This is a genomic window from Streptomyces sp. CBMA156, assembly GCF_014596515.1.
GTDB lineage: Bacteria > Actinomycetota > Actinomycetes > Streptomycetales > Streptomycetaceae > Kitasatospora.
Window position 1 is genome coordinate 1 of the sequence record NZ_MSJQ01000126.1, and the last position, 20929, is coordinate 20929.

Here is a 20929-nt window from a genome sequence, read left to right on the forward strand (position 1 = left end):
ATTCCCCACAACGTCCAGCCGCGCAAGGAAGCGATCCCTCAATCCCGCAAGATCAGCACGCTCAACGCCCACGGTCCTCGCAACTCCCACAGATCGCGGGTGTTGCGAGGACCGTTAGAACCCAAGGATCCGGTGCGGGGCCCTCTCGTGTGCGAAGCCCCGGGTCAGGCGCTCTTCTCCCGGCGCTCGCGCTTAATCATGTCGCGCGGCACCAGGGTGGGGATGGCGTGCTTGGAGACCACGTCCCCGGTGACCACCACGCGGGCGACGTCCTGGCGCGAGGGAACCTCGTACATCACGGACATCAGCACCTCCTCCATGATGGCCCGCAGCCCGCGCGCGCCGGTGCCGCGCAGGATCGCCTGGTCGGCGATCGCCTCCAGCGCGTCCCGGGAGAACTCCAGTTCCACGCCGTCCAGTTCGAACAGCTTGCGGTACTGCTTGACCAGCGCGTTGCGCGGCTCGGTGAGGATCTGGAGCAGCGCCTCGCGGTCCAGGTTGTGGACGCTGGTGATCACCGGCAGACGGCCGATGAACTCGGGGATCATGCCGAACTTCACCAGGTCCTCGGGCATCACCTGGCGGAAGTGGTCGCTGGCGTCCGACTCCCGCTTGGAGCGGATGTTGGCGCCGAAGCCGATGCCCTTGGCACCCGCGCGGCCCTCGATGATCCGCTCCAGACCGGCGAACGCGCCGCCGACGATGAACAGCACGTTGGTGGTGTCGATCTGGATGAACTCCTGGTGCGGGTGCTTGCGCCCGCCCTGCGGCGGCACCGAGGCGGTGGTGCCCTCCAGGATCTTCAGCAGGGCCTGCTGCACGCCCTCGCCGGAGACGTCCCGGGTGATCGACGGGTTCTCGCTCTTGCGCGCGACCTTGTCGATCTCGTCGATGTAGATGATCCCGGTCTCGGCCTTCTTGACGTCGTAGTCGGCCGCCTGGATCAGCTTGAGCAGGATGTTCTCGACGTCCTCGCCGACGTAGCCGGCCTCGGTCAGCGCGGTGGCGTCCGCGATCGCGAACGGCACGTTGAGCATCCGGGCCAGGGTCTGCGCCAGCAGCGTCTTGCCGGAGCCGGTGGGGCCCAGCAGCAGGATGTTGGACTTGGCCAGCTCGATGGCGTCCTCGCGGCCGTTTCCGCCGCTGCGGCCCGCCTCACCCGCCTGGACACGCTTGTAGTGGTTGTAGACGGCCACCGACAGCGCCTTCTTGGCGAGGTCCTGGCCGACCACGTACTGGTCCAGGAACTCGTAGATCTCGCGCGGCTTCGGGAGTTCCTCGAAGCGCACCTCGGAGGTCTCGGCGAGTTCCTCCTCGATGATCTCGTTGCACAGGTCGATGCACTCGTCGCAGATGTACACGCCTGGGCCGGCGATCAGCTTCTTCACCTGCTTCTGCGACTTGCCGCAGAACGAGCACTTGAGCAGGTCGCCACCGTCTCCGATGCGTGCCACGAGGTGCTTCCCCTTCGCCAGGGGCCCCGCAGGGTTCCGGGGCCTGGTGCTGTGGACCGTCAACGCCGAGGGCGCTCGGTCTCGGTATCCGACGGTACTCTGTCGGGCCCGTGATTCCGTCCTCTTCGCCAGGTCTGCCCTACGCCCTGGGCGAATTGATACCGAACAGATGCCGTCGCACGGACCCGCCCACGGGCCGGGGCGGGGTGCGCACCCGGGTGCGCGCCCCGCCCCGATGGGCCCCTCCGGTCCGCTGACGGGCCGGGAGGGAGCCGGCCTCAGGAGGTCAGCGAGGTCTTGCGGGTGGAGATGATCTGGTCGACCAGGCCGTACTCGGCGGCCTCGTCGGCGGTCAGGATCTTGTCGCGCTCGATGTCCTCGCGCACCTGCTCCACCGACTTGTTGGAGTGCTTGGAGAGCATCTGCTCCAGCTGCTCGCGCATCCGGAAGATCTCCTTGGCCTGGATCTCCAGGTCGGACACCTGACCGCGGCCGGTCTCGGTGTACGGCTGGTGGATCAGGATCCGGGCGTTCGGCAGCGCCATCCGCTTGCCGGGGGTGCCGGCCGCGAGCAGCACGGCCGCGGCGGAGGCCGCCTGGCCCATGCAGACCGTGGTGATGTCCGGCTTCACGTACTGCATGGTGTCGTAGATGGCCGTCAGGGCCGTGAACGAGCCGCCGGGCGAGTTGATGTACATCTGGATCTCGCGGTCCGGGTCCATCGACTCCAGGCACAGCAGCTGCGCCATGATGTCGTTCGCCGAGACGTCGTCCACCTGCGAGCCGAGGAAGATGATGCGCTCCTCGAACAGCTTGGCGTACGGGTCGTACTCGCGGATGCCCTGCGTGGTGCGCTCCACGAAGCGCGGGACGATGTAACGGCCCTCGGCGCGCATGTCCTCGACGCGGGCCTTGGCGGCCGACAGGCTGGGGATGTTCATGGGGGTCCTTGTCCTCCGGGGCGTTGGGGCTGTGGTCTGGCGGGCCGGGGCTCAGGCAGCGCCCGTGCCGCCGCCGCCGGGGACGTCCGCGGCGCTGTGCATGATCGCGTCGATGAGGCCGTACTCCAGGGCCTCCTCCGGGGTGAACCAGCGGTCGCGGTCCGAGTCCCTGGTGATCTGCTCGAAGGTCTGGCCGCTGTGGTGGGCGATCAGCTCGGACATCCGCTTCTTGGTACGGAGCAGCTGCTCGGCCTGGATCCGGATGTCGGTGGCGGAGCCGCCCAGGCCCGCGGAGGGCTGGTGCATCAGGATGTTGGCGTTCGGCAGCGAGAAGCGCTTGCCCTTGGCGCCCGCGGTCAGCAGGAACTGGCCCATCGAGGCGGCCATGCCCATCGCGATGGTGACGACGTCGTTCTTGATGTACTGCATGGTGTCGTAGATCGCCATGCCCGCGGAGATCGAGCCACCCGGAGAGTTGATGTAGAGGAAGATGTCCTTGTCCGGGTCCGCGGCCAGCAGGAGCAGCTGGGCGGTGATCTTGTTGGCGATGTCGTCGTCGACCTGCTGGCCGAGGAAGATGATCCGCTCGTTGAGCAGCCGGTTGTAGACCTGGTCGCCAAGACCGCCGAGCACGTCACCAGCGGCGGCGTGCGGCGCCATCGGGCCAGGCATCTGCATCTGCGGGAACGTCACTTAGCCACCTGCTCAGTCGATTTGGAGGGCCGTTCCGCGGCTCTCACGATGTCGCACAGCTTCCGGGTATCACGTCGTGATTGGTGCTGTCCAAGGACCCTAACGCGCAGGCCGGGCCGCAGAATCCCTCACGCAGAACTGTTCGCTGTGAGCGCAGGGTCGCGGCGGGCCCGGAGGGGACGACAGCGGGCCCGGACACCGTACGGCGTCCGGGCCCGCTGGGTTGCCTCAGGGGGCTACCGGGGCACTCAGGCCTCGGTCTTCTCCTCGGCGGCCTCGACGGCGGCGGCCTCGACGGTCTCGCCCGTCTCGTCCTCGTCGTCGAAGCTGACCTCGTTGCCCTCGGTGTCGACGACCTTGGCGGCCTCGACCACGGTGGCCAGCGCCTTGCCGCGGGCGACCTCGCCGACCAGCAGCGGAACCTGGCCGCCCTGGACGACCTGCTGGGCGAACTGGTCCGGGGTGAGGCCCGAGCCGGCGGCGCGGCGGATGAGGTGCTCGGTGAGCTCCTCCTGGTTCACACCCAGCTCCTCGTTCGCGACGATCTGGTCCAGGACGAACTGGGTCTTGATGCCCTTCTTCGCCTGCTCCTCGATCTCCGCGTCCCACTCCTCGTGGGTCTTGCCCTGGGTCTCCAGGTAGGCGTCGATGGTGAGGCCCATCGGCTGGAGCTGGTGGTGCTCCACGTTGTGCTTGCGGGTCTCGACCTCGTCCTTGAGAAGCTTCTCGGGGTACTCGATCTCAACCAGCGTGAGCAGCGCGTCCAGGACCTTCTCCTGGGCCTGGGTGGCCTGGTCGTACTCCTTCATGCGCTCGAGGCGCTTGCGGGAGTCGGCGCGCAGGTCCTCCAGGGAGTCGAACTCGCTGGCCAGCTGGGCGAACTCGTCGTCCAGCTCCGGCAGCTCCTTCTCCTGGACGGCGGTGACGGTGACGGTGACCTCGGAGGTCTTGCCCGCCTGGGTGCCACCCTTGAGCTCGGTCTCGAAGGTCTTCTCGTCGCCGGCCGACAGGCCGAGAACGGCCTCGTCGATGCCGTCGATCAGACGGCCCGAGCCGATCTCGTAGCTGACACCGTTGGCGGTGCCGTCCTCCGGCACCTCGCCGTCGACCTTGGCGACCAGGTCGACGACGACGATGTCGCCTTCGGCGGCCGCGCGCTCGACGTCCTTGACCGAGGAGAAGCGCTCGCGCAGCTGCTCCAGCGACTTCTCGATGTCCTCGTCGGAGACGGCGATCGGGTCGACGGTCACCTCGATGGAGGAGAACTCCGGCAGGGTGACCTCCGGACGGACGTCCACCTCGGCGGTGAACTTCAGGTCACCGCCGTCGGCGATCTTCTCGACACCCTCGATGTTGGTGATGTCGGGCTGGCCGAGGACCTCGATCTTGACCTCGTCGACGGCCTGCGTGTAGAAGCGCGGCAGGGCGTCGTTGACGGCCTCCTCCAGCACGGCACCACGGCCGAAGCGCTGGTCGATGACCCGGTTCGGGATCTTGCCCTTGCGGAAGCCCGGGACCGAGACCTGCTGGTTGATCTTCTTGTACGCCGCGTCGAGGCTGGGCTTGAGCTCCTCGAAGGGCACCTCGACGGTGAGTCGAACCCGGGTCGGGTTCAGAGTCTCGACGGCGCTCTTCACGGTTAGGTCTCCTAGGGGCTTGCGGTCAGGTTGTCTCCGCCCGTCCCCATCGCCCGGCCGGAGCCGGAAGGGGGGTCGGACGAGACGGGCGATGGGCGGTTGGAGCTGCATCTCCCGTGGGGTGGACGGTGAGCTTGACTCCTCGCCCTCGTGCGGTTGACCTGGGTTGACGCCACAGGGACTACCGCCAGCGCTCCATCCTACCGGTACCACCAAAGGCGGACGCCAGGCGCCACCGTACCGCCATGACGGGGCTCCCACACAGAACAGGGCCCCGCCCCGGTGGGCGAGACCCTGCCGCACTGTCGGGGTGACCGGATTCGAACCGACGGCCTTCCGCTCCCAAAGCGGACGCGCTACCAAACTGCGCCACACCCCGTGGTGCCGAGAGGAAGCGTACACGCCGGGCCTGCACGGCTCGCCGCCAGTTCCGCGCGGGCGCGACCGCGACATACACCGCGCGGGCGCGCAGGGGGTGTGCGGGATCCGGGGTGCGCTCCGGCGGTCGGACCAGGTAGGCTGTCCCCCGAACTTCCGGCCGGTGACGGCTGGGAGCGTCGTGCGGGCGTAGCTCAATGGTAGAGCCCTAGTCTTCCAAACTAGTCACGCGAGTTCGATTCTCGTCGCCCGCTCTTCGGTCCGGCCCCGGTGTGCCCAGCACACCGGGGCCGTCGACGTTTCCGGGGCCGCCGGGGACTGCGCGCCCTCAGAGGCCGAGCCGGGCGGCCCGGGCGGCGGCCCGGTCCAGCAGCTGGTGGATGTCGCCCTCCCGGGTGGTCGGGCGGTCGTTGAACTCGTCCGGGGAGCGCGCCGGGCGGCCGGTGGCGTGCAGCACCTCCATCAGCTGGACCCTGGCGGTGCGGACGGTGGCCGGGGTGCCGTAGCCGTGGGCCAGGACGGCGGCCTGCGCGCCGAGCAGGCAGACCCGGCCGGCCTCGTCCCACATCGCGCCCTGGAGCCAGCCGTACGCCCCGATGTAGCGGGAGGCGAGCCCGAGGTGGCCGGCCGCGGTGACCGGGACGGGGCGGGCGGGCCGGCCCAGTGCCCGGTCGAGCAGGGTGGCCCGGGGCGCGGGGTGGTCGGCGTGCCAGGGCCGCGGAGTGCTGCCGTACGGGCAGACGTACGGCACCGGGGTGCGCGCGGGGGTGGGCAGCGAGGCGAGGTAGGCCTCGATCTCGGCGACCAGACCGGTGCCGGCGGGGCCGTGGCCGGGCGGCGGCGGCCCGGGGGCGAGGAGGGCGGGCGGGGTCGGGGCGGGGGTGCGGGGCATGCGGGTCTCCGGGCGGACGGCCTTCAGGTTCCGCTGCCCAAAGTGGGGCATCCAAGACATTTCCGCGACCGGAGGACCGTGCTGTCCGACTGGTTTCCCGGCGGGCTGTCGGGCCGATAGCCTCGGCGGCGTTCGAGCGCAGTTCGAGCGCAGTTCGAGCGCGACCTCAGCCGCCGCGCTCCCCAGATGGAGGAGTCCCGGTGGGTCCGCAGGAGCGACTGGCCGTCATACAGCGCTGCGTGGTCCTGGAGATGGCGCGCCTCGGCCAGGTCTTCCACCCGGACGGCGAGGTGGTCCGCGGCCCCGGAACCACCGCGGTGGCGGTGCGCGAGCACCCCGGGGACGACGGCGCCGGGCACGTGGACCTCGGCTTCGTGCTCCACCTGGGCCGGGCGGACGCCCCGGTGGTGTGGGACTGCGCGGCCGGCCTCGGCAAGACCGAGGAGGAGAAGCTCGCCAACGCCGTGCGGATGTGGGCGACCACCACCGCCTCGGTGCTGGTCGAGCCGCCGGAGCGCCGCGAGGCGCGGGCCGGCCACGAGGCCCTGCCCGGGCTCCCCGGCTGGCACGCGGTGCAGGGGCCGGCCGCGGTGTTCGGCTTCGGCAACGAGCACCTGGCGCACTGGCTGGCCGGGCACCGGGTGCTGCCGGCCCTGGCGCCCGCGCTGCGCGCGGAGTTGACCGGGCCGGGCCCGGTGGGCGTCAAGCTCTTCCTGGGCGGGAAGGCGGGGGACGACGTCGCCGAGGTCAGGGTGGGCGGCGAGGTGTCGGAGGCGGCGTCGGCGGCGCTGCGCGCGCTGGACTGGCCCCGGGGCGAACGACTGTGCTGGGCACGCCTGTTCGTCCTGTTGACGACCGAGCCGACGGCACCGGAGCAGGCCGCGGCGGCGGGTGCCGGGGCACCCGCGCCGATGCGTGTCCCGCCCCCGGCGGCGGCACGCCCTCGGGGACTGTTCGCTCGCTGGCGGGAAGCCAGACGGACCGGCCGGTGACCCCCTCGGCGGGGGCACGGACGGCCCGCCCGGTCAGCCGCCGGTGATGCTGGAGATGCTGTGCGCGAGGTTGGACAGCAGGGAGTTGATGGAGCCCGCGACGGTGGTCTCGTGCAGCATGAAGCCGAACAGGGCGGCGACGATGCCGTGCGCGATCTTCAGCTGCTTGTTGCGGATGAAGATGATGCACAGGATCGCGAACAGGACCAGAGCGGAGACGGAGAGTGCCACCCGGACTCACTTCCTCGTTTTCATAGCGGGGTGCCGCCGCCCGGCGGCACCTGCGAAAGCCGGACCCCGGCCTGTCCGACGGTCCCGAGGCGGAATCGCGGACCGTCCGGCACACCAGCCGGTGAGGGAGCCCACGGTCGACCGCTGTCTGTCGTGCCGCACGTGACGCCCCCCATCCCCCGAATCCTGAACAGTCCCGCCCGGACTCAGTGTGGTCGACCGTGCCGATTGCGTAAAGGTCTGACAGTCAGCCCAACGCCGATATCCTGCGATGCGAGACGAGTTTCCGCCGACCGGGACGATAGCGGAGCCGTCCTGACGAATCGTCGGCGGGGCGTGCTGAGCGGCCGGGAAGCGGTCGGGGGCGGGTAACGGAAGCCACTGGTCCGGTCAGTCGACGGGGCATCCGATTTGGCTGAAGATCAGCTGCCAGGGTTGACAGTTGAGGCTGCCTGCGGCATGTGCCCCCGAACCGGGCCGGCGGGCGTCAGTCACGCCAGAGCAGCAGCACCGCGCGGTCGTCGTTGATGTCCCTGGCGACCGTCTCGATCAGTCCGGCCGCGGCGCCCACTCCGGTGCCGGGGCCGCCGCCGGGGACCAGCCGGTCCGCCTCCCCCATCAGCCGGTCCATGCCCTCCCCGAGGTCCCGGCCCGGCGCCTCGACCATGCCGTCGGTGCACAGCATCAGCACGTCGCCCCGGTTCAGCCGGCCGCGCACGCCCTCGAACTTGGCACCGTCGTAGATCCCGAGCAGCGGGCCCTCGGCCTCCTTGACCTCCCAGCGCCCCTCCCCCGCCAGCCGCTGCATGCCCGGCAGGTGGCCGGCCGAGAGCAGCTCGTACTCGCCGGTGTCCAGGTCCAGCACCAGGTGGACGGCGGTGGCGAAGCCCTCCTCCCAGGACTGGCGCAGCAGGTAGCCGTTGGCGGCGGGCAGGAAGTCGTGCGCGGGCAGCGAGCCGACCAGGCCGCCGAAGGCCCCGGAGAGCAGCAGGGCCCGTGAGCCGGCGTCCATGCCCTTGCCGGAGACGTCCGCGAGGACCACCTCCAGCAGCCGCCGGCCGGGGCCGGTGCGGGCGGCGACCACGAAGTCCCCGGAGAAGGACTGGCCGCCGGCCGGGCGCAGCGCCATGTCCGCGTGCCAGCCGTCCGGCAGTTCGGGCACCCGGCTCTGCACCCGCAGCCGCTCGCGCAGGTCGAACAGCATGGTGGAGCCGCCCCACCAGGGCACGCCGACCCTGGCCCGGAACTGGGCGAGCAGCAGGCCGCCCACCCCGGCGGCGCCGACCACCAGGGCCGCGCCCGGGGTCACGCCGTAGGTGTAGGCCTCGGGGTTGTCGCTGGCGACCCGCTGGCCGGTGTGGATCACGGACTCGGAGGAGAGGCCGAGCGCGGCCAGCGCGTAGAGCACCACCAGGCTGCCGGGGCGCAGCAGCAGGGCGCCGGCCAGGATCGGCAGGACCAGGGAGGTGGGCGGGGCCCAGCCGGGGATCCAGATGTTGAGCAGGATCAGCAGCGGGACGAGCAGGGCGAGCGCGCAGAGCACCGGCCAGTCGGCGGCGCCGCCGCGGAAGTAGTCCACCCCGGCTGTGCGCAGCCTTCGGCGGACCCGGCGGACCCTCTTGCGCAACCGGGCCGTCACGGACTCGGACGCCGGGGCGGCGCCGGGCCTCGTCGCAGTCGTCTGGGGCGGTGTGCCCGGCGCTCTGCCAGCCATGGGGTCCGACCCTATCCACGGGTACCGCCCGGCGTCGACGGGCCGGGGGCGGACAGCCTTGCCCGGGCGCGGGGCGCCCAGCGGGTTTCGGCCGATCGGTGCGGGTGCGGTCGTGCCGTCAGGAGGCGTACCCGGGTTGGGCGTACGCAGCGCGCGGTCGACGCGTGCGCCCCGCGCGCGGGGGTGTCCGGACGCCGGGGTCTGTGGCCGATCCCACAGGCGCGGGGCGGCTGTTCCGCGCCCTCCGCGCGGCGCGCCGGGGCCGCCCGGACACGGCGGCGGCCGGTCGCACGGGGGTGTGCGGCCGGCCGTCGGGGAGGGTGGGTGGCGGGATCAGCCCTGTGGGTGGCGGGATCAGCCCTGCGGGTGGTGGGCCGGGATCGGCGGGAGTTCGCCGGTGGTCTCGTACTCGCTCAGCATCTCGATCCGGCGGGTGTGCCGGGGCTCGCCGCTGTACGGGGTCTTCAGGAAGACCTCGACGAACTCGGTGGCCTCCTCCTGCGTGTGCATGCGGCCGCCGATGGAGATCACGTTGGCGTTGTTGTGCTGGCGGCCGAGCTCGGCGGTCTGCACGCTCCAGGCCAGCGCGGCCCGGACGCCCTTGACCTTGTTGGCGGCGATCGCCTCGCCGTTGCCCGAGCCGCCGATCACGATGCCCAGGGCGTCCTCGTCGGCGGCGGTGCGCTCGGCGGCCCGCAGGCAGAACGGCGGGTAGTCGTCCTCGGCGTCGTAGATGTGCGGCCCGCAGTCGACCGGCTCGTGGCCGGCCCCCTTCAGCCACTCGACGAGGTGGTTCTTCAGATCGAATCCGGCATGGTCGGAGCCCAGGTACACGCGCATGCGGATGAGTGTGGCATGCGCGTGCGCCCGGACTCCACAGGCGGCGCGCTCAGCGCCGGCCGAGCAGCTTCCAGGCCAGCGGCAGGGCGCCGGCCGCGAAGGCGGCCTTGAGGGCGTCGCCGACCAGGTACGGGTAGAGGCCGAGTTCGGCGGCGCGGGCGAGCGACACGTGCAGCGACGCTGCCAGGTACGGGACGCCGACCGCGTAGATGGCGAGGCTGCCGAGGACCATGGTGACGGCGGTGTGGACCGGGGTGCGGTCGGCGCCGCGGCGGGCCAGCGCGCCGGTCAGGGCGGCGGCGAGGACGAAGCCGAGCACGTAGCCGAAGGAGGGCATCGCCCAGCCCGAGGTGCCCTCGGCGAACCAGGGCAGGCCCGCCATGCCGGCCAGCAGGTAGAGCGCGAGCGCGGCGACGCCGCGGCGGGCCCCGAGCGCGGTGCCGACCAGCAGGGCGGCGAAGGTCTGGCCGGTGACCGGCACCGGCGAGCCGGGGACGTTCACCGACAGCTGGGCGGCCACGCCGGTCAGCGCGGCGCCGCCGGCCACCAGGGCCAGGTCGCGGGCCTGGGCGCCGAGGCGGGTGGAGGCGGCGGGCAGCAGGTCGGCGAGGACGGCGCGACGCGGTATCGGGGTGGTGGCAGTGGCCATCGGGGTTTCCTCCGGGAGGTCCAGGTGAGTGAACACCTGTGAACCTACGCGTTGATCCACTGCGCGAACGCCGCGGATTCAGACAAACCCCCGCCCTCGGACGTTGTCGGAACCGGCCCGTCGCCACACTCGGTCATGGTCGCGTCACGCCGGGTTCCGGTCCGGTCCGCATGGTGGTCCCGGGTCGGTCATTATTGGCATGGACAGGGGGGTCGCCGGATATTGGACAGCTCATGTCGCATTCCGCAAAGTCTGGATCCACCCCTATGGCCCCCACCTCCGCGCCTCCGGCGACCGGGACCCCCGACGACACGGCCGCAGAACCGGCGTCGGGTGGCCAGCAGCTCACCCACGGGCTGAAGCAGCGCCACCTGTCCATGATCGCCCTCGGCGGGGTGATCGGCGCCGGCCTCTTCGTGGGCTCCGGCGCCGGCATCGCGGCCGCCGGCCCGGCGATCATCCTGGCGTTCACGCTTTCCGGCCTCCTGGTCATGCTGATCATGCGGATGCTCGGCGAGATGTCCGCCGCCCGCCCCGCCTCCGGCTCGTTCTCGGTGCACGCCGAGAAGGAGGTCGGCCCCTGGGCCGGGATCACGGCCGGCTGGATGTACTGGGTGATGCTCTGCTGCGGCGTCGCCGCCGAGGCCACCGCCGCCGGGAAGATCGTCAACGGCTGGGTGCCCGGCGTCTCCGCCTGGGTCTGGGTCGGCCTCTTCATGGTCTTCTTCTGCGTCAGCAACCTCACCGCGGTGAAGAACTTCGGCGAGTTCGAGTTCTGGTTCGCCGCGATCAAGATCGCCGCGATCATCGCCTTCCTGGTCCTCGGCGGGCTCGGCATCGCCGGCGTGATCGGCCCCGGCGCCCCCGGCACCGAGAACCTGACCGGCCACGGCGGCTTCCTGCCCACCGGCGTCAGCGGGCTGATCGTCGGCCTGCTCGCCTCGGTCTTCGCGTACGGCGGTCTGGAGACCGTGACCATCGCCGCCGCCGAGTCCGACGACCCCAAGAAGAACGTCGCCAACGCCGTGCGCACCGCGGTGTGGCGGATCGCGATCTTCTACATCGGCTCGATGGCCCTGGTGGTCACCCTGGTCTCCTGGAAGGACCCGGCGGTCGTCGCCGACGGCCCGTACGTCACCGTGCTGCGCCACCTCGGGGTGGCCGGCGCCGGGACGATCATGCAGGTGGTGGTGCTGGTCGCGCTGCTGTCCGCGATGAACGCCAACATCTACGGCGCCTCCCGGATGGCGTACTCGCTGGTCGGCCGCGGCCAGGGCCCCAGGGCGCTGGCCAAGGTCAGCGGCGGGGTGCCGCGCAGGGCCGTGCTGGCCTCCTGCCTGTTCGGTTTCGGCGCCGTGCTGGCCGCCAAGTTCTGGCCGGAGACGGTGTTCACCTGGCTGATGAACACCACCGGCGTGGCGATCCTGGTGGTCTGGCTGTTCATCTGCGTGGTCCAGCTGCGGATGCGCCGCCGGCTGGAGCGCGAGGAGCCCGAGCTGCTCACCGTGAAGATGTGGGGCTACCCGTACCTGACCTGGATCGCGATGGCCGCCGTGGCGGGCATCCTGGCCCTGATGACCACCACCGAGGGCAACCGCCAGCAGCTGTACGCGGCCGGCGTGCTGGTCGCGCTGCTCAGCGCCGCCGGGCTGCTCAAGCAGCGCCGGGACGCCGCCCCGCGCTGACCGTCCGGACGCACGGCAGGGTGAGGGCCCGGCACCCGAGGGTGCCGGGCCCTGCCGCGTCCGCGGGACCGTTTCCGGGGCTACTCGAAGGACGGGCCGGCCGTGCGGGTGCGCTTGATCTCGTAGAAGCCCGGGGTGGAGGCCACCAGCAGGGTGCCGTCCCACAGGCGGGCCGCGGCCTCGCCCTTCGGGGCCGGGGTGACCACCGGGCCGAAGAAGGCGACCCGCTCGCCGTCCGCGCCCTCGACCGCGATCACCGGGGTGCCGACGTCCTCTCCGACCAGGGTGATGCCCTCCTGGTGCGAGGCGCGCAGGGCCTCGTCGTACGCGTCCGTGCCGACCGCGTCGGCCAGCTCGACGGGCAGGCCCGCGGCCACCAGGGCGGCCTCGATGGTCTCGCGGTTCTGCGGCAGGCCCTGGTTGTGGAAGCGCAGGCCCAGCTCGGTGTAGAGCCGGCCGAGCACCTCGGGCCCGTGCCGCTCGGCGGCGGCGGTGCAGACCCGCACCGCGGCCCAGGCGTTGTCCAGCAGCTCCCGGTAGTTCTCCGGCAGGTCCCGGTGCTCGTTGAGCACCGACAGGCTCATCACGTGCCAGCGCACGTCCACCGGACGCAGTCGCTGGACCTCGATCAGCCAGCGGGAGGTCATCCACGCCCAGGGGCAGGCCGGGTCGAACCAGAAGTCGGCGGTCTTGCGCTCAGCGACAGTCACTGGGTGTCGTCCTTCATGAGGTGATCCGAGGCAGGAAGGTGTTCCGTCCCGGAACGCCAACGCCCGCCCGGGGCCGCTGATTCCGGTGATGACGCGGCGATCTGTGCAATGGTACTGGCGGTGCGGGGCGTGAAAGGATGGCTCCGCGCGCGCGGAGCACACACCCGCGCCGCGACCGCACCACCACCACCCAGCGCACCACCGTGCGAGCCGGACAAAGGAGTACCGCCGTGCCGGGCAAGAACCTAAGCCGCGACGAGGCCCAGCAGCGCGCCAGCATCCTGGCCGTGGACGGCTACCGGGTCCGGCTGGACGTGACCTCGGCCCCGGACCGGACGGCCGCCACCTTCCGCTCCACCACCACCGTCACCTTCCGCTGCTCCCAGCCCGGTGCGGGCACCTTCCTCGACCTGCTCGCCCCCGCCGTCCGCTCGGTCACCCTCAACGGCCGCGCCCTCGACCCGGCCACCGCCTACGACGGCGCCCGGGTGCACGTCGACGGCCTGGCCGCCGAGAACGTGCTGACCGTCGAGGCGGACTGCGCCTACAGCCGCACCGGCGAGGGCCTGCACCGCTTCGTCGACCCGGTGGACGGCGAGACCTACCTCTACACCCACTACGAGCCGGCCGACGCCCGGCGGGTGTTCGCGAACTTCGAGCAGCCCGACCTGAAGGCCCCGTTCACCTTCACCGTGACCGCCCCGGCCGACTGGGACGTCCGGTCCAACGCGCCGCACGAGAGCGTCACCGGGCAGGACGCCGCCGGGCAGGACAGCGCCGGGCAGGACGCCGCCGGCAGCCGCACCTGGGAGTTCGCGCCGACCAGGCCGATCTCCACCTACCTCACCGCCGTCGTCGCCGGCCCGTACCACGTCGCCCGCGACCACTACAGCCGCGAGCTGGCCGACGGCAGCACGCTGGAGATCCCGCTCTCCGCGATGTGCCGCAAGTCGCTGGCCCCGTACTTCGACGCGGACGAGATCCTCGGCGTCACCAAGCTCGGACTCGACTTCTTCCACGAGGCGTTCGACTACCCGTACCCCTTCGGCAAGTACGACCAGGCCTTCGTCCCCGAGTACAACATCGGCGCGATGGAGAACCCCGGCTGCGTCACCTTCCGCGAGGAGTTCGTCTTCCGCTCGAAGGTCACCGACGCCGCGTACGAGGGCCGGGCCAACGTCATCCTGCACGAGATGGCGCACATGTGGTTCGGCGACCTGGTCACCATGCGCTGGTGGGACGACCTGTGGCTGAAGGAGTCCTTCGCCGACTTCATGGGCTCCTACGGCCTGATCGGCGCCCGCACCCGCTACTCCTCGGCCTGGGTCACCTTCGCCAACCAGCGCAAGGCCTGGGCGTACCGGCAGGACCAGTTCCCCACCACCCACCCGATCACCGCGGACATCCGGGACCTGGAGGACGCCAAGCTCAACTTCGACGGCATCACCTACGCCAAGGGCGCCTCGGTCCTCAAGCAGCTGGTGGCGTACGTCGGTTCGGAGGCCTTCTTCGAGGGCGCCCGCCGCTACTTCAAGCGCCACGCCTTCGGGAACACCGAACTCGGCGACCTGCTGGAGGTGCTGGAGGAGACCAGCGGCCGCGACCTCAAGGCCTGGTCCGCCGCCTGGCTGCAGACCTCCGGGGTCGACGCGCTCACCCCGCAGGTCACCACCGATGCCGAGGGCCGGATCACCGAGCTGGCCGTGCTCCAGGACGGGGACGTGCTGCGCCCGCACCGGATCGCGGTCGGCCTGTACGACCGGGACACCGACGGCGCCCTGGTGCGCACCCGCCGGATCGAACTGGACGTCACCGGCGCCAGGACCGTGGTCACCGAGGCCACCGGCCTCCCCCGCCCTGCGCTGGTGCTGCTCAACGACGACGACCTGACCTACTGCAAGATCCGCTTCGACGAGGAGTCGCTGGAGACCCTGCGCACCGGCCTCGGCGACATCCACGACGACCTGACGCGCGCCCTCGCCTGGTCCGCGGTCTGGAACCTCACCCGGGACGGCCTGATGCCGGCCCGCGACTACGTCGCCCTGGTGCTGCGCTTCGGCGGCCGGGAGGGCAACATCGGCGTGCTCCAGTCGCTGCACGCCCAGTCCAAGACCGCCGTCGACCTGTACGCCGACCCGGCCTGGCGCGGCGAGGGCGGCCGGCTGCTCGCCGACGGCGCCCTGCGCGAGCTGCGCGAGGCCGTCCCCGGCAGCGACCACCAGCTGGCCTGGGCCCGGTTCCTCGCCCAGACCGCGGGTGGCGCCGAGCACCTCGGCCTGGTCCGCGGCCTGCTGTCCGGCAGCGCCAGGATCGACGGCCTGGACGTCGACCAGGACCTGCGCTGGTCGCTCTGGCTGGCCCTGGCCGCGGCCGGCCAGGCCACCGACGAGGAACTCGCCGACGAGCTGGCCGCCGACAACACCGCGAGCGGCAAGCGGCACCACACCCAGTGCCTGGCCGCCCGGCCCACCGCGGAGGCCAAGGCCGCCGCCTGGTCCGCCGTGATCGACTCGGACGAGCTGCCGAGCGCCCTGGTCGAGGCCAACACCGGGGGCTTCTCGATCCCCTCCCAGCGCGACCTGACCTCCCTCTACGCGGCGCCGTACTTCAAGCTGCTGGAGCGGGTCTGGGCCGACCGGAGCATCGAGATCGCGATGCGGATCGTCGGCGGCTTCTTCCCGATCGCCCAGACCGACGGGCAGACCCTGGCCGAGGCCGACGCCTGGCTGTCCGGCCACCCGCAGGCCGCTCCGGCGCTGCGCCGCCTGGTGCTGGAGCGCCGGGACGACCTGGCCCGGGCGCTGCGGGCACAGGCCTGCGACCGGGTCTGACGGACCGTTCGCCGTGCGCTCGGACCTCCGCGGAGTCCGGGCGGCTGGGGTGGACCGGCGGCCACCCGGGGCGGCCCGGGCGGGGAACCCCGCCGGCAACGCGGCGGGCCCGCCACAGTACGTCCGTGGCGGGCCCTGCGTCAGGTGGTGCGGGTCGGTCAGCCGCGGCGCAGGCCGCGGTCCAGCGCGGCGATCGCGCTGCCCTGGGCGTCGTCGCCGTCCAGCGACCAGACCATCACGCCGGCCAGGTCGTTCCAGCGCGTGTACTGCGCCTTCTGGGTGAGCACCTCGGCGGTGTCGTAGCTGTAGAAGGTGGTGCCGTCGTACTTCCAGGACGCGCCGTGGTCACGGTCCAGGTAGACCTTGCCCGGCAGCGCGTTGATCTCCTGGTACGAGTGGTCGGGCGCGGAGGCGGTGGCGCTCTGGAACAGGCCGCCGCGCTTGCCGGGGGCGACGCCCGTCCAGCCGTGGCCGTACAGCGGGGCCCCGAGGACGAGCTGCTCGGAGGGCAGGCCGCGCTCCTGGTAGTGGTTGACGGCCTTGTCGGCGCTGCGCTGGCGCGGGTCCGGGTCGTACGGGTCGGAGTACAGCGGGGCCTGGTGGTTGGCCGGGCCCTTGCCCTCCCACGGGCCGTGCAGGTCGTAGGTCATCACGTTCAGCCAGTCCACCGACTCGCTCAGCTCGGGCAGTTCGAGCCGGTCGGCGACGTTCTCGTTGGCGGCGACGGCGGCGGTCAGCAGGTACTTCTTGCCCTTCTTGCCGCTCAGCGCGTCCAGCTGGTCGCGGAACTCCTGCATCAGCAGGGTGAAGTTGCGGCCGTCCTCGGGGCGGACCACGTTGCCCTCGTCCCCGCCGCCGCCCGGGTACTCCCAGTCGATGTCGATGCCGTCGAAGACGCCGGCGGCCGCGCCCTTGCCGCCCTCCGGGGAGTCGGCCAGGACCGGCACGTCGCCCTTGACGTAGAGGTCGATGCAGGAGGAGACGAACTTCTTGCGGGCCTCGTCGGTGGCGGCCGCGTCGGAGAAGTACTTGGACCAGGACCAGCCGCCCAGCGAGATGACCGTGCGCAGCTGGGGGTTCTTCGCCTTGAGCTTGCGCAGCTGGTTGAAGTGGCCCTTCAGCTGCTGGCCCGGGGCGTCGGCCACGCCGTCCACCGACTCGGCGGCGGAGAAGGAGCGCTGGTAGTCGTTGCGGGCGTCGCTCTGGCCCGCCTCGTTGCTCTCGAAGCAGGTGCCCTCGGCGGAGACGTTGCCGAAGGCGTAGTTGATGACGGTGAGCTTGGCCGCCTGGCCGGACTCCTGGACCCGCTTGGCGGAGCTGTCGGCGCCCCACTGGGTGAAGTAGCCGACCCGCTGGCCCTTCAGCTTCGGGCCGTGCCTCCCGTCGTCGGCGACGGCGGTGGCGGGGGCGGCGAGCAGCGCGGCTGCGGTGGCGGCGGCGAGCAGGGCTGAGGCGCGAGTGGGCATACCGGACCTGTTCTCTGAAGCGGCGTCAAATGGTCTGGACCAGATTGCACAGAGGTTTAGTCCATCCGCCGTTCACCGCACAAGAGGGCGACCGCAACCGGCGCAGCATGCAAAAAGGGCCGGACCGCATGGTGCGGTCCGGCCCCTTCAGGCGCTATGCGCCGGCTCTGCCATCGTGTCCGGTCAGCCGATCAGCGAACGCAGCACGTACTGCAGGATGCCGCCGTTGCGGTAGTAGTCCGCCTCACCGGGGGTGTCGATGCGGACGACCGCGTCGAACTCCTTGGCGGTGCCGTCCGCGCCGACCGCCTTGACCTTGACGGTCTTCGGGGTGCGGCCCTCGTTGAGCTCGGTCACGCCGGTGAAGGAGAAGGTCTCCTCGCCGGTCAGGCCGAGGGAGTCGGCGTTCTCGCCCTCCGGGAACTGGAGCGGCAGGACGCCCATGCCGATCAGGTTCGAGCGGTGGATGCGCTCGTAGGACTCGGCGATGACGGCCTTGACGCCCAGCAGCGCGGTGCCCTTGGCGGCCCAGTCGCGGGACGAGCCGGAGCCGTACTCCTTGCCGGCCAGGACGACCAGCGGGGTGCCGGCGGCCTGGTAGTTCTGCGAGGCGTCGTAGATGAACGACACCGGCGCGTCGGCCTGGGTGAAGTCGCGGGTGTAGCCGCCCTCGGTGCCCGGCGCGATCTGGTTGCGCAGGCGGATGTTGGCGAAGGTGCCGCGGATCATCACCTCGTGGTTGCCACGACGGGAACCGTAGGAGTTGAAGTCGCGCTTCTCGACACCGTTGGCGGTCAGGTACTGCGCCGCCGGGGTGCCCGGCTTGATGTTGCCGGCCGGGGAGATGTGGTCGGTGGTGACCGAGTCGCCCAGCTTGGCCAGGACGCGGGCGCCGGCGATGTCGGTCACCGGGCTCGGGGTCTTGGCCATGCCCTCGAAGTACGGGGGCTTGCGGACGTAGGTGGACTCGGCGTCCCACTCGAAGGTGTTGCCGGTCGGGACCGGGAGCGACTGCCAGCGGTGGTCACCGGCGAAGACGTCCTGGTAGCCCTTGTCGAACATGGCCTCGTCGATGGAGCCGGCGACGGTGTCGGCGACCTCCTGCTCCGAGGGCCAGATGTCGGCGAGGAAGACGTCGTTGCCGTCGGCGTCCTGGCCCAGGGCGTCCCGGGTGATGTCGATGTTCATGTTGCCGGCGAGGGCGTAGGCGACCACCAGCGGCGGGGAGGCCAGGTAGTTCATCTTGACGTCGGGGTTGATCCGGCCCTCGAAGTTGCGGTTGCCGGAGAGCACCGAGACGACCGCGAGGTCGGCCTCGTTGACGGCGGCCGAGACCTCCTCGGGCAGCGGGCCCGAGTTGCCGATGCAGGTGACGCAGCCGTAGCCGACCAGGTTGAAGCCCAGCTTCTCCATGTACGGGAGCAGGCCGGCCTTCTCGTAGTAGTCCATGACGACCTTGGAACCGGGCGCCAGGGTGGTCTTGACCCAGGGCTTGACGTGCAGGCCCTTCTCCACGGCCTTCTTCGCCAGCAGGGCGGCGCCCAGCATGACGGAGGGGTTGGAGGTGTTGGTGCAGGAGGTGATCGAGGCGATCACGACCGCGCCGTTGTCGATCTCGTAGGCCGAGCCGTCGGGGGCGGTGACGGCGGTCGGCTTCGAGGCCTCGGCGGAGTAGGTCGGCAGCGCCTCGGCGAACCGCTGGGCGGCCTCGGCCAGGACGACGCGGTCCTGCGGGCGCTTCGGGCCGGAGATCGACGGGACGACGGTGGAGACGTCCAGCTCCAGGTACTCGGAGTAGACCGGCTCGTGCGACGGGTCGTGCCAGAGGCCCTGCTCCTTGGCGTAGGCCTCGACGAGGGCGAGCTGCTGCTCGTCACGGCCGGTCAGGCGCAGGTAGTTGATGGTCTCGGTGTCGATCGGGAAGATCGCGCAGGTCGAGCCGAACTCCGGCGACATGTTGCCGATGGTGGCGCGGTTGGCCAGCGGGATGGAGCCGATGCCGTCGCCGTAGAACTCGACGAACTTGCCGACCACACCGTGCTTGCGCAGCATCTCGGTGATGGTGAGCACCAGGTCGGTGGCGGTGGTGCCGGCCGGCAGCTCGCCGGTCAGCTTGAAGCCGACGACGCGCGGGATCAGCATGGAGACCGGCTGGCCGAGCATCGCGGCCTCGGCCTCGATGCCGCCGACGCCCCAGCCCAGCACGCCCAGGCCGTTGACCATGGTGGTGTGCGAGTCGGTGCCGACGCAGGTGTCGGGGTAGGCCTGGCCGCCGCGGACCATGACGGTGCGGGCCAGGTGCTCGATGTTCACCTGGTGGACGATGCCGGTGCCCGGCGGGACGACCTTGAACTCGTCGAAGGCGGTCTGGCCCCAGCGCAGGAACTGGTAGCGCTCCTTGTTGCGGCCGTACTCGATCTCGACGTTCTGGGTGAACGCGTCCTTGGTGCCGAACTTGTCGGCGATGACCGAGTGGTCGATGACCAGCTCGGCCGGGGCCAGCGGGTTGATCTTGGCCGGGTCGCCGCCGAGCTCCTTGACGGCCTCGCGCATGGTGGCGAGGTCGACCACGCACGGCACGCCGGTGAAGTCCTGCATGATCACACGGGCCGGGGTGAACTGGATCTCCTGGCTCGGCTGGGCGTCGGCGTCCCAGTTGCCGAGGGCGCGGATGTGGTCGGCAGTGATGTTCGCGCCGTCCTCCGTGCGGAGCAGGTTCTCCAGCAGCACCTTGAGGCTGTACGGCAGCCGCTCGGAACCCTCGACGGCGGAGAGCTTGAAGATCTCGTACGACTCGTCGCCCACCTGCAGCGGGCTGCGGGCGTCGAAGCTGTTCGCGGACACGACTGACTCCTTCTGGGTGCTTCGTGCGGTATCCGGCCGTCACGCGGTGGTAAGGTCAGCCTTACTTAGGCTTGCCTTGCCCGCATCGCCGGCGAGCGCCTCTCGGCAGGTATCTTGATGTCGAGATATATCGTAAGGGGCAGTTATCTCGATGTCGAGATAAACCATAGTGCATGCCGTGCCGCACCGGTCGGCCGGGCCGCACCGCCTGCGCTCCGGCCCGATCGGCCGGACCGCACCGGCCACGACCACCGTCGCCGTCGGCAGCGCCACCACCACAAGCTCACCACCGGAACCGCCGGTCGGCGAGGGGGACGGTACCGGCCGGCGGCCCGGCGCGGGCGGCGGACCGGGGTGTCCTCGGGGCTCCGGCCGCGTTAGCAGGGCGACCGTCGCCCCACCCGTGGAAGGCCCGCCCCGATGCCCGCTCCGCTCGCCGCCGCCCTGCTGCCGCTGGCCCTGCTCGCCCCCGCCGCCTCGCCGGTCTCCGTCGTCGAGGCCGACTTCGACCCGGCCACCGCCTTCGTCCCGCCGGCCGCCGTCAGCTACGCGACCGACCTGGTGCCGTACGGCTCGCACGCCACGATCGTCACCGACCGCTCGGTGCCCGGGCGGACCGTGCTCACCCTGCGGGCCACCGGACTCGCCCCCGGCCACGAGTTCCCGGCACACCTGCACACCGGCAGCTGCGGGGCCGACCCGGCCTCCTCGGGGCCGCACTACCAGGACGCGGCCGACCCGGTGCAGCCGTCCACCGACCCGGCGTACGCCAACGAGCGCAACGAACTGCGACTGGTGCTGCGCACCGACCAGCAGGGCGGGGGCACCGCCACCGCCGTGGTGGGCTGGCAGCCGCGGCCGGGCGAGGCGCGCTCGCTGGTGCTGCACGCGGGCACCCCGGCCGGCCCGCACGCGGCGGGCGACCGGGTGGCCTGCGTCAAGCTGGACGGCTGAGGCCGGAGCCCCGGGGAG

16 protein-coding genes and 2 tRNA genes are annotated in these 20929 nt (G+C 71.5%); 5 read left to right on the forward strand and 13 right to left on the reverse strand.

The window, feature by feature from the left end:
• Nucleotides 1–164 precede the first annotated feature (164 nt).
• The 5 genes from clpX to BU198_RS10590 all read right to left on the reverse strand — a co-directional run bounded on the left by clpX (nucleotide 165) and on the right by BU198_RS10590 (nucleotide 5104).
• Nucleotides 165–1454: an ATP-dependent Clp protease ATP-binding subunit ClpX gene (gene clpX / locus BU198_RS10570; RefSeq protein WP_045696864.1), complete on the reverse strand. Its 1290-nt coding sequence runs from the start codon at nucleotides 1452–1454 to the stop codon at nucleotides 165–167.
• A gap of 278 nt (nucleotides 1455–1732) precedes the next feature.
• A complete protein-coding gene (locus BU198_RS10575) occupies nucleotides 1733–2395 on the reverse strand; it encodes an ATP-dependent Clp protease proteolytic subunit (RefSeq protein ID WP_188296577.1) in 663 nt (220 codons plus the stop codon).
• A 51-nt stretch (nucleotides 2396–2446) separates the two neighbouring features.
• Nucleotides 2447–3067, reverse strand: coding sequence for an ATP-dependent Clp protease proteolytic subunit (locus BU198_RS10580; RefSeq protein ID WP_411293172.1), 621 nt, complete (start codon nucleotides 3065–3067; stop codon nucleotides 2447–2449).
• A 269-nt stretch (nucleotides 3068–3336) separates the two neighbouring features.
• A complete protein-coding gene (tig, locus tag BU198_RS10585; RefSeq protein WP_188296578.1) occupies nucleotides 3337–4725 on the reverse strand; it encodes a trigger factor in 1389 nt (462 codons plus the stop codon).
• 305 nt (nucleotides 4726–5030) lie between these two features.
• A tRNA-Pro gene (locus tag BU198_RS10590) sits at nucleotides 5031–5104 on the reverse strand.
• A 182-nt stretch (nucleotides 5105–5286) separates the two neighbouring features.
• Between BU198_RS10590 and BU198_RS10595 the strand changes: the two genes are divergently transcribed.
• Nucleotides 5287–5357 (forward strand) — tRNA-Gly (locus BU198_RS10595).
• 74 nt (nucleotides 5358–5431) lie between these two features.
• Here BU198_RS10595 and BU198_RS10600 read toward each other — a convergent pair.
• On the reverse strand, nucleotides 5432–5995 hold the full coding sequence (locus BU198_RS10600; protein ID WP_188296579.1) for a hypothetical protein: 564 nt from the start codon (nucleotides 5993–5995) through the stop codon (nucleotides 5432–5434).
• A gap of 200 nt (nucleotides 5996–6195) precedes the next feature.
• On the opposite strand from BU198_RS10600, the gene BU198_RS10605 reads away from it, so the two are divergent.
• On the forward strand, nucleotides 6196–6987 hold the full coding sequence (locus BU198_RS10605; protein WP_188296580.1) for a DUF6348 family protein: 792 nt from the start codon (nucleotides 6196–6198) through the stop codon (nucleotides 6985–6987).
• Nucleotides 6988–7020: 33 nt separating this feature from the next.
• Here BU198_RS10605 and BU198_RS10610 read toward each other — a convergent pair whose 3' ends face one another.
• The 4 genes from BU198_RS10610 to BU198_RS10625 form a co-directional block, all read right to left on the reverse strand.
• Complete coding sequence (locus BU198_RS10610; RefSeq protein WP_188296581.1) at nucleotides 7021–7218, reverse strand: hypothetical protein; 198 nt, start codon at nucleotides 7216–7218, stop codon at nucleotides 7021–7023.
• A 487-nt stretch (nucleotides 7219–7705) separates the two neighbouring features.
• Nucleotides 7706–8845 carry a PP2C family protein-serine/threonine phosphatase gene (locus tag BU198_RS10615; RefSeq protein WP_223244213.1) on the reverse strand — a complete coding sequence of 380 codons (1140 nt, stop codon included), beginning with the start codon at nucleotides 8843–8845 and terminating at the stop codon, nucleotides 7706–7708.
• Nucleotides 8846–9286: 441 nt separating this feature from the next.
• The gene (locus BU198_RS10620; RefSeq protein WP_188296583.1) at nucleotides 9287–9772 is read right to left on the reverse strand and encodes a ribose-5-phosphate isomerase; all 486 of its coding nucleotides are present in this window, start codon (nucleotides 9770–9772) and stop codon (nucleotides 9287–9289) included.
• Between the two features lie 49 nt (nucleotides 9773–9821).
• Complete coding sequence (locus BU198_RS10625) at nucleotides 9822–10421, reverse strand: biotin transporter BioY (RefSeq protein WP_188296584.1); 600 nt, start codon at nucleotides 10419–10421, stop codon at nucleotides 9822–9824.
• A 266-nt stretch (nucleotides 10422–10687) separates the two neighbouring features.
• Between BU198_RS10625 and BU198_RS10630 the strand changes: the two genes are divergently transcribed.
• Nucleotides 10688–12106: an amino acid permease gene (locus BU198_RS10630; RefSeq protein ID WP_188296585.1), complete on the forward strand. Its 1419-nt coding sequence runs from the start codon at nucleotides 10688–10690 to the stop codon at nucleotides 12104–12106.
• An 80-nt stretch (nucleotides 12107–12186) separates the two neighbouring features.
• On the opposite strand, the gene BU198_RS10635 is transcribed toward BU198_RS10630, so the two are convergent.
• Nucleotides 12187–12816, reverse strand: coding sequence for a DsbA family protein (locus BU198_RS10635; protein WP_317620058.1), 630 nt, complete (start codon nucleotides 12814–12816; stop codon nucleotides 12187–12189).
• A gap of 230 nt (nucleotides 12817–13046) precedes the next feature.
• Here BU198_RS10635 and pepN point away from each other — a divergent pair, with 230 nt between their 5' ends.
• Nucleotides 13047–15647 carry an aminopeptidase N gene (pepN, locus tag BU198_RS10640; protein WP_188296586.1) on the forward strand — a complete coding sequence of 867 codons (2601 nt, stop codon included), beginning with the start codon at nucleotides 13047–13049 and terminating at the stop codon, nucleotides 15645–15647.
• A gap of 158 nt (nucleotides 15648–15805) precedes the next feature.
• Here pepN and BU198_RS10645 read toward each other — a convergent pair whose 3' ends face one another.
• Together BU198_RS10645 and acnA are read right to left on the reverse strand one after the other, a co-directional pair.
• The gene (locus tag BU198_RS10645; protein ID WP_188296587.1) at nucleotides 15806–17113 is read right to left on the reverse strand and encodes a glycoside hydrolase family 18 protein; all 1308 of its coding nucleotides are present in this window, start codon (nucleotides 17111–17113) and stop codon (nucleotides 15806–15808) included.
• 183 nt (nucleotides 17114–17296) lie between these two features.
• Nucleotides 17297–19957, reverse strand: a complete 2661-nt coding sequence (gene acnA / locus BU198_RS10650; RefSeq protein WP_188296588.1) for an aconitate hydratase AcnA — start codon at nucleotides 19955–19957, stop codon at nucleotides 17297–17299.
• Between the two features lie 420 nt (nucleotides 19958–20377).
• Between acnA and BU198_RS10655 the strand changes: the two genes are divergently transcribed.
• Entirely contained in the window at nucleotides 20378–20911 is a 534-nt protein-coding gene (locus BU198_RS10655) for a superoxide dismutase family protein (protein ID WP_188296589.1), read from the forward strand.
• Nucleotides 20912–20929: the final 18 nt, after the last annotated feature.

What these genes read in the sequence shown, in the direction of transcription:
- BU198_RS10580 (WP_411293172.1), bottom strand. Translation starts at nt 3,067, where the DNA reads ATGCCTGGCCCGATGGCGCCGCACGCCGCCGCTGGTGACGTGCTCGGC.
- BU198_RS10620 (WP_188296583.1), bottom strand. Translation starts at nt 9,772, where the DNA reads ATGCGCGTGTACCTGGGCTCCGACCATGCCGGATTCGATCTGAAGAAC.
- BU198_RS10575 (WP_188296577.1), bottom strand. Translation starts at nt 2,395, where the DNA reads ATGAACATCCCCAGCCTGTCGGCCGCCAAGGCCCGCGTCGAGGACATG.
- BU198_RS10645 (WP_188296587.1), bottom strand. Translation starts at nt 17,113, where the DNA reads ATGCCCACTCGCGCCTCAGCCCTGCTCGCCGCCGCCACCGCAGCCGCG.
- BU198_RS10655 (WP_188296589.1), top strand. Translation starts at nt 20,378, where the DNA reads ATGCCCGCTCCGCTCGCCGCCGCCCTGCTGCCGCTGGCCCTGCTCGCC.
- BU198_RS10625 (WP_188296584.1), bottom strand. Translation starts at nt 10,421, where the DNA reads ATGGCCACTGCCACCACCCCGATACCGCGTCGCGCCGTCCTCGCCGAC.
- BU198_RS10600 (WP_188296579.1), bottom strand. Translation starts at nt 5,995, where the DNA reads ATGCCCCGCACCCCCGCCCCGACCCCGCCCGCCCTCCTCGCCCCCGGG.
- BU198_RS10630 (WP_188296585.1), top strand. Translation starts at nt 10,688, where the DNA reads ATGGCCCCCACCTCCGCGCCTCCGGCGACCGGGACCCCCGACGACACG.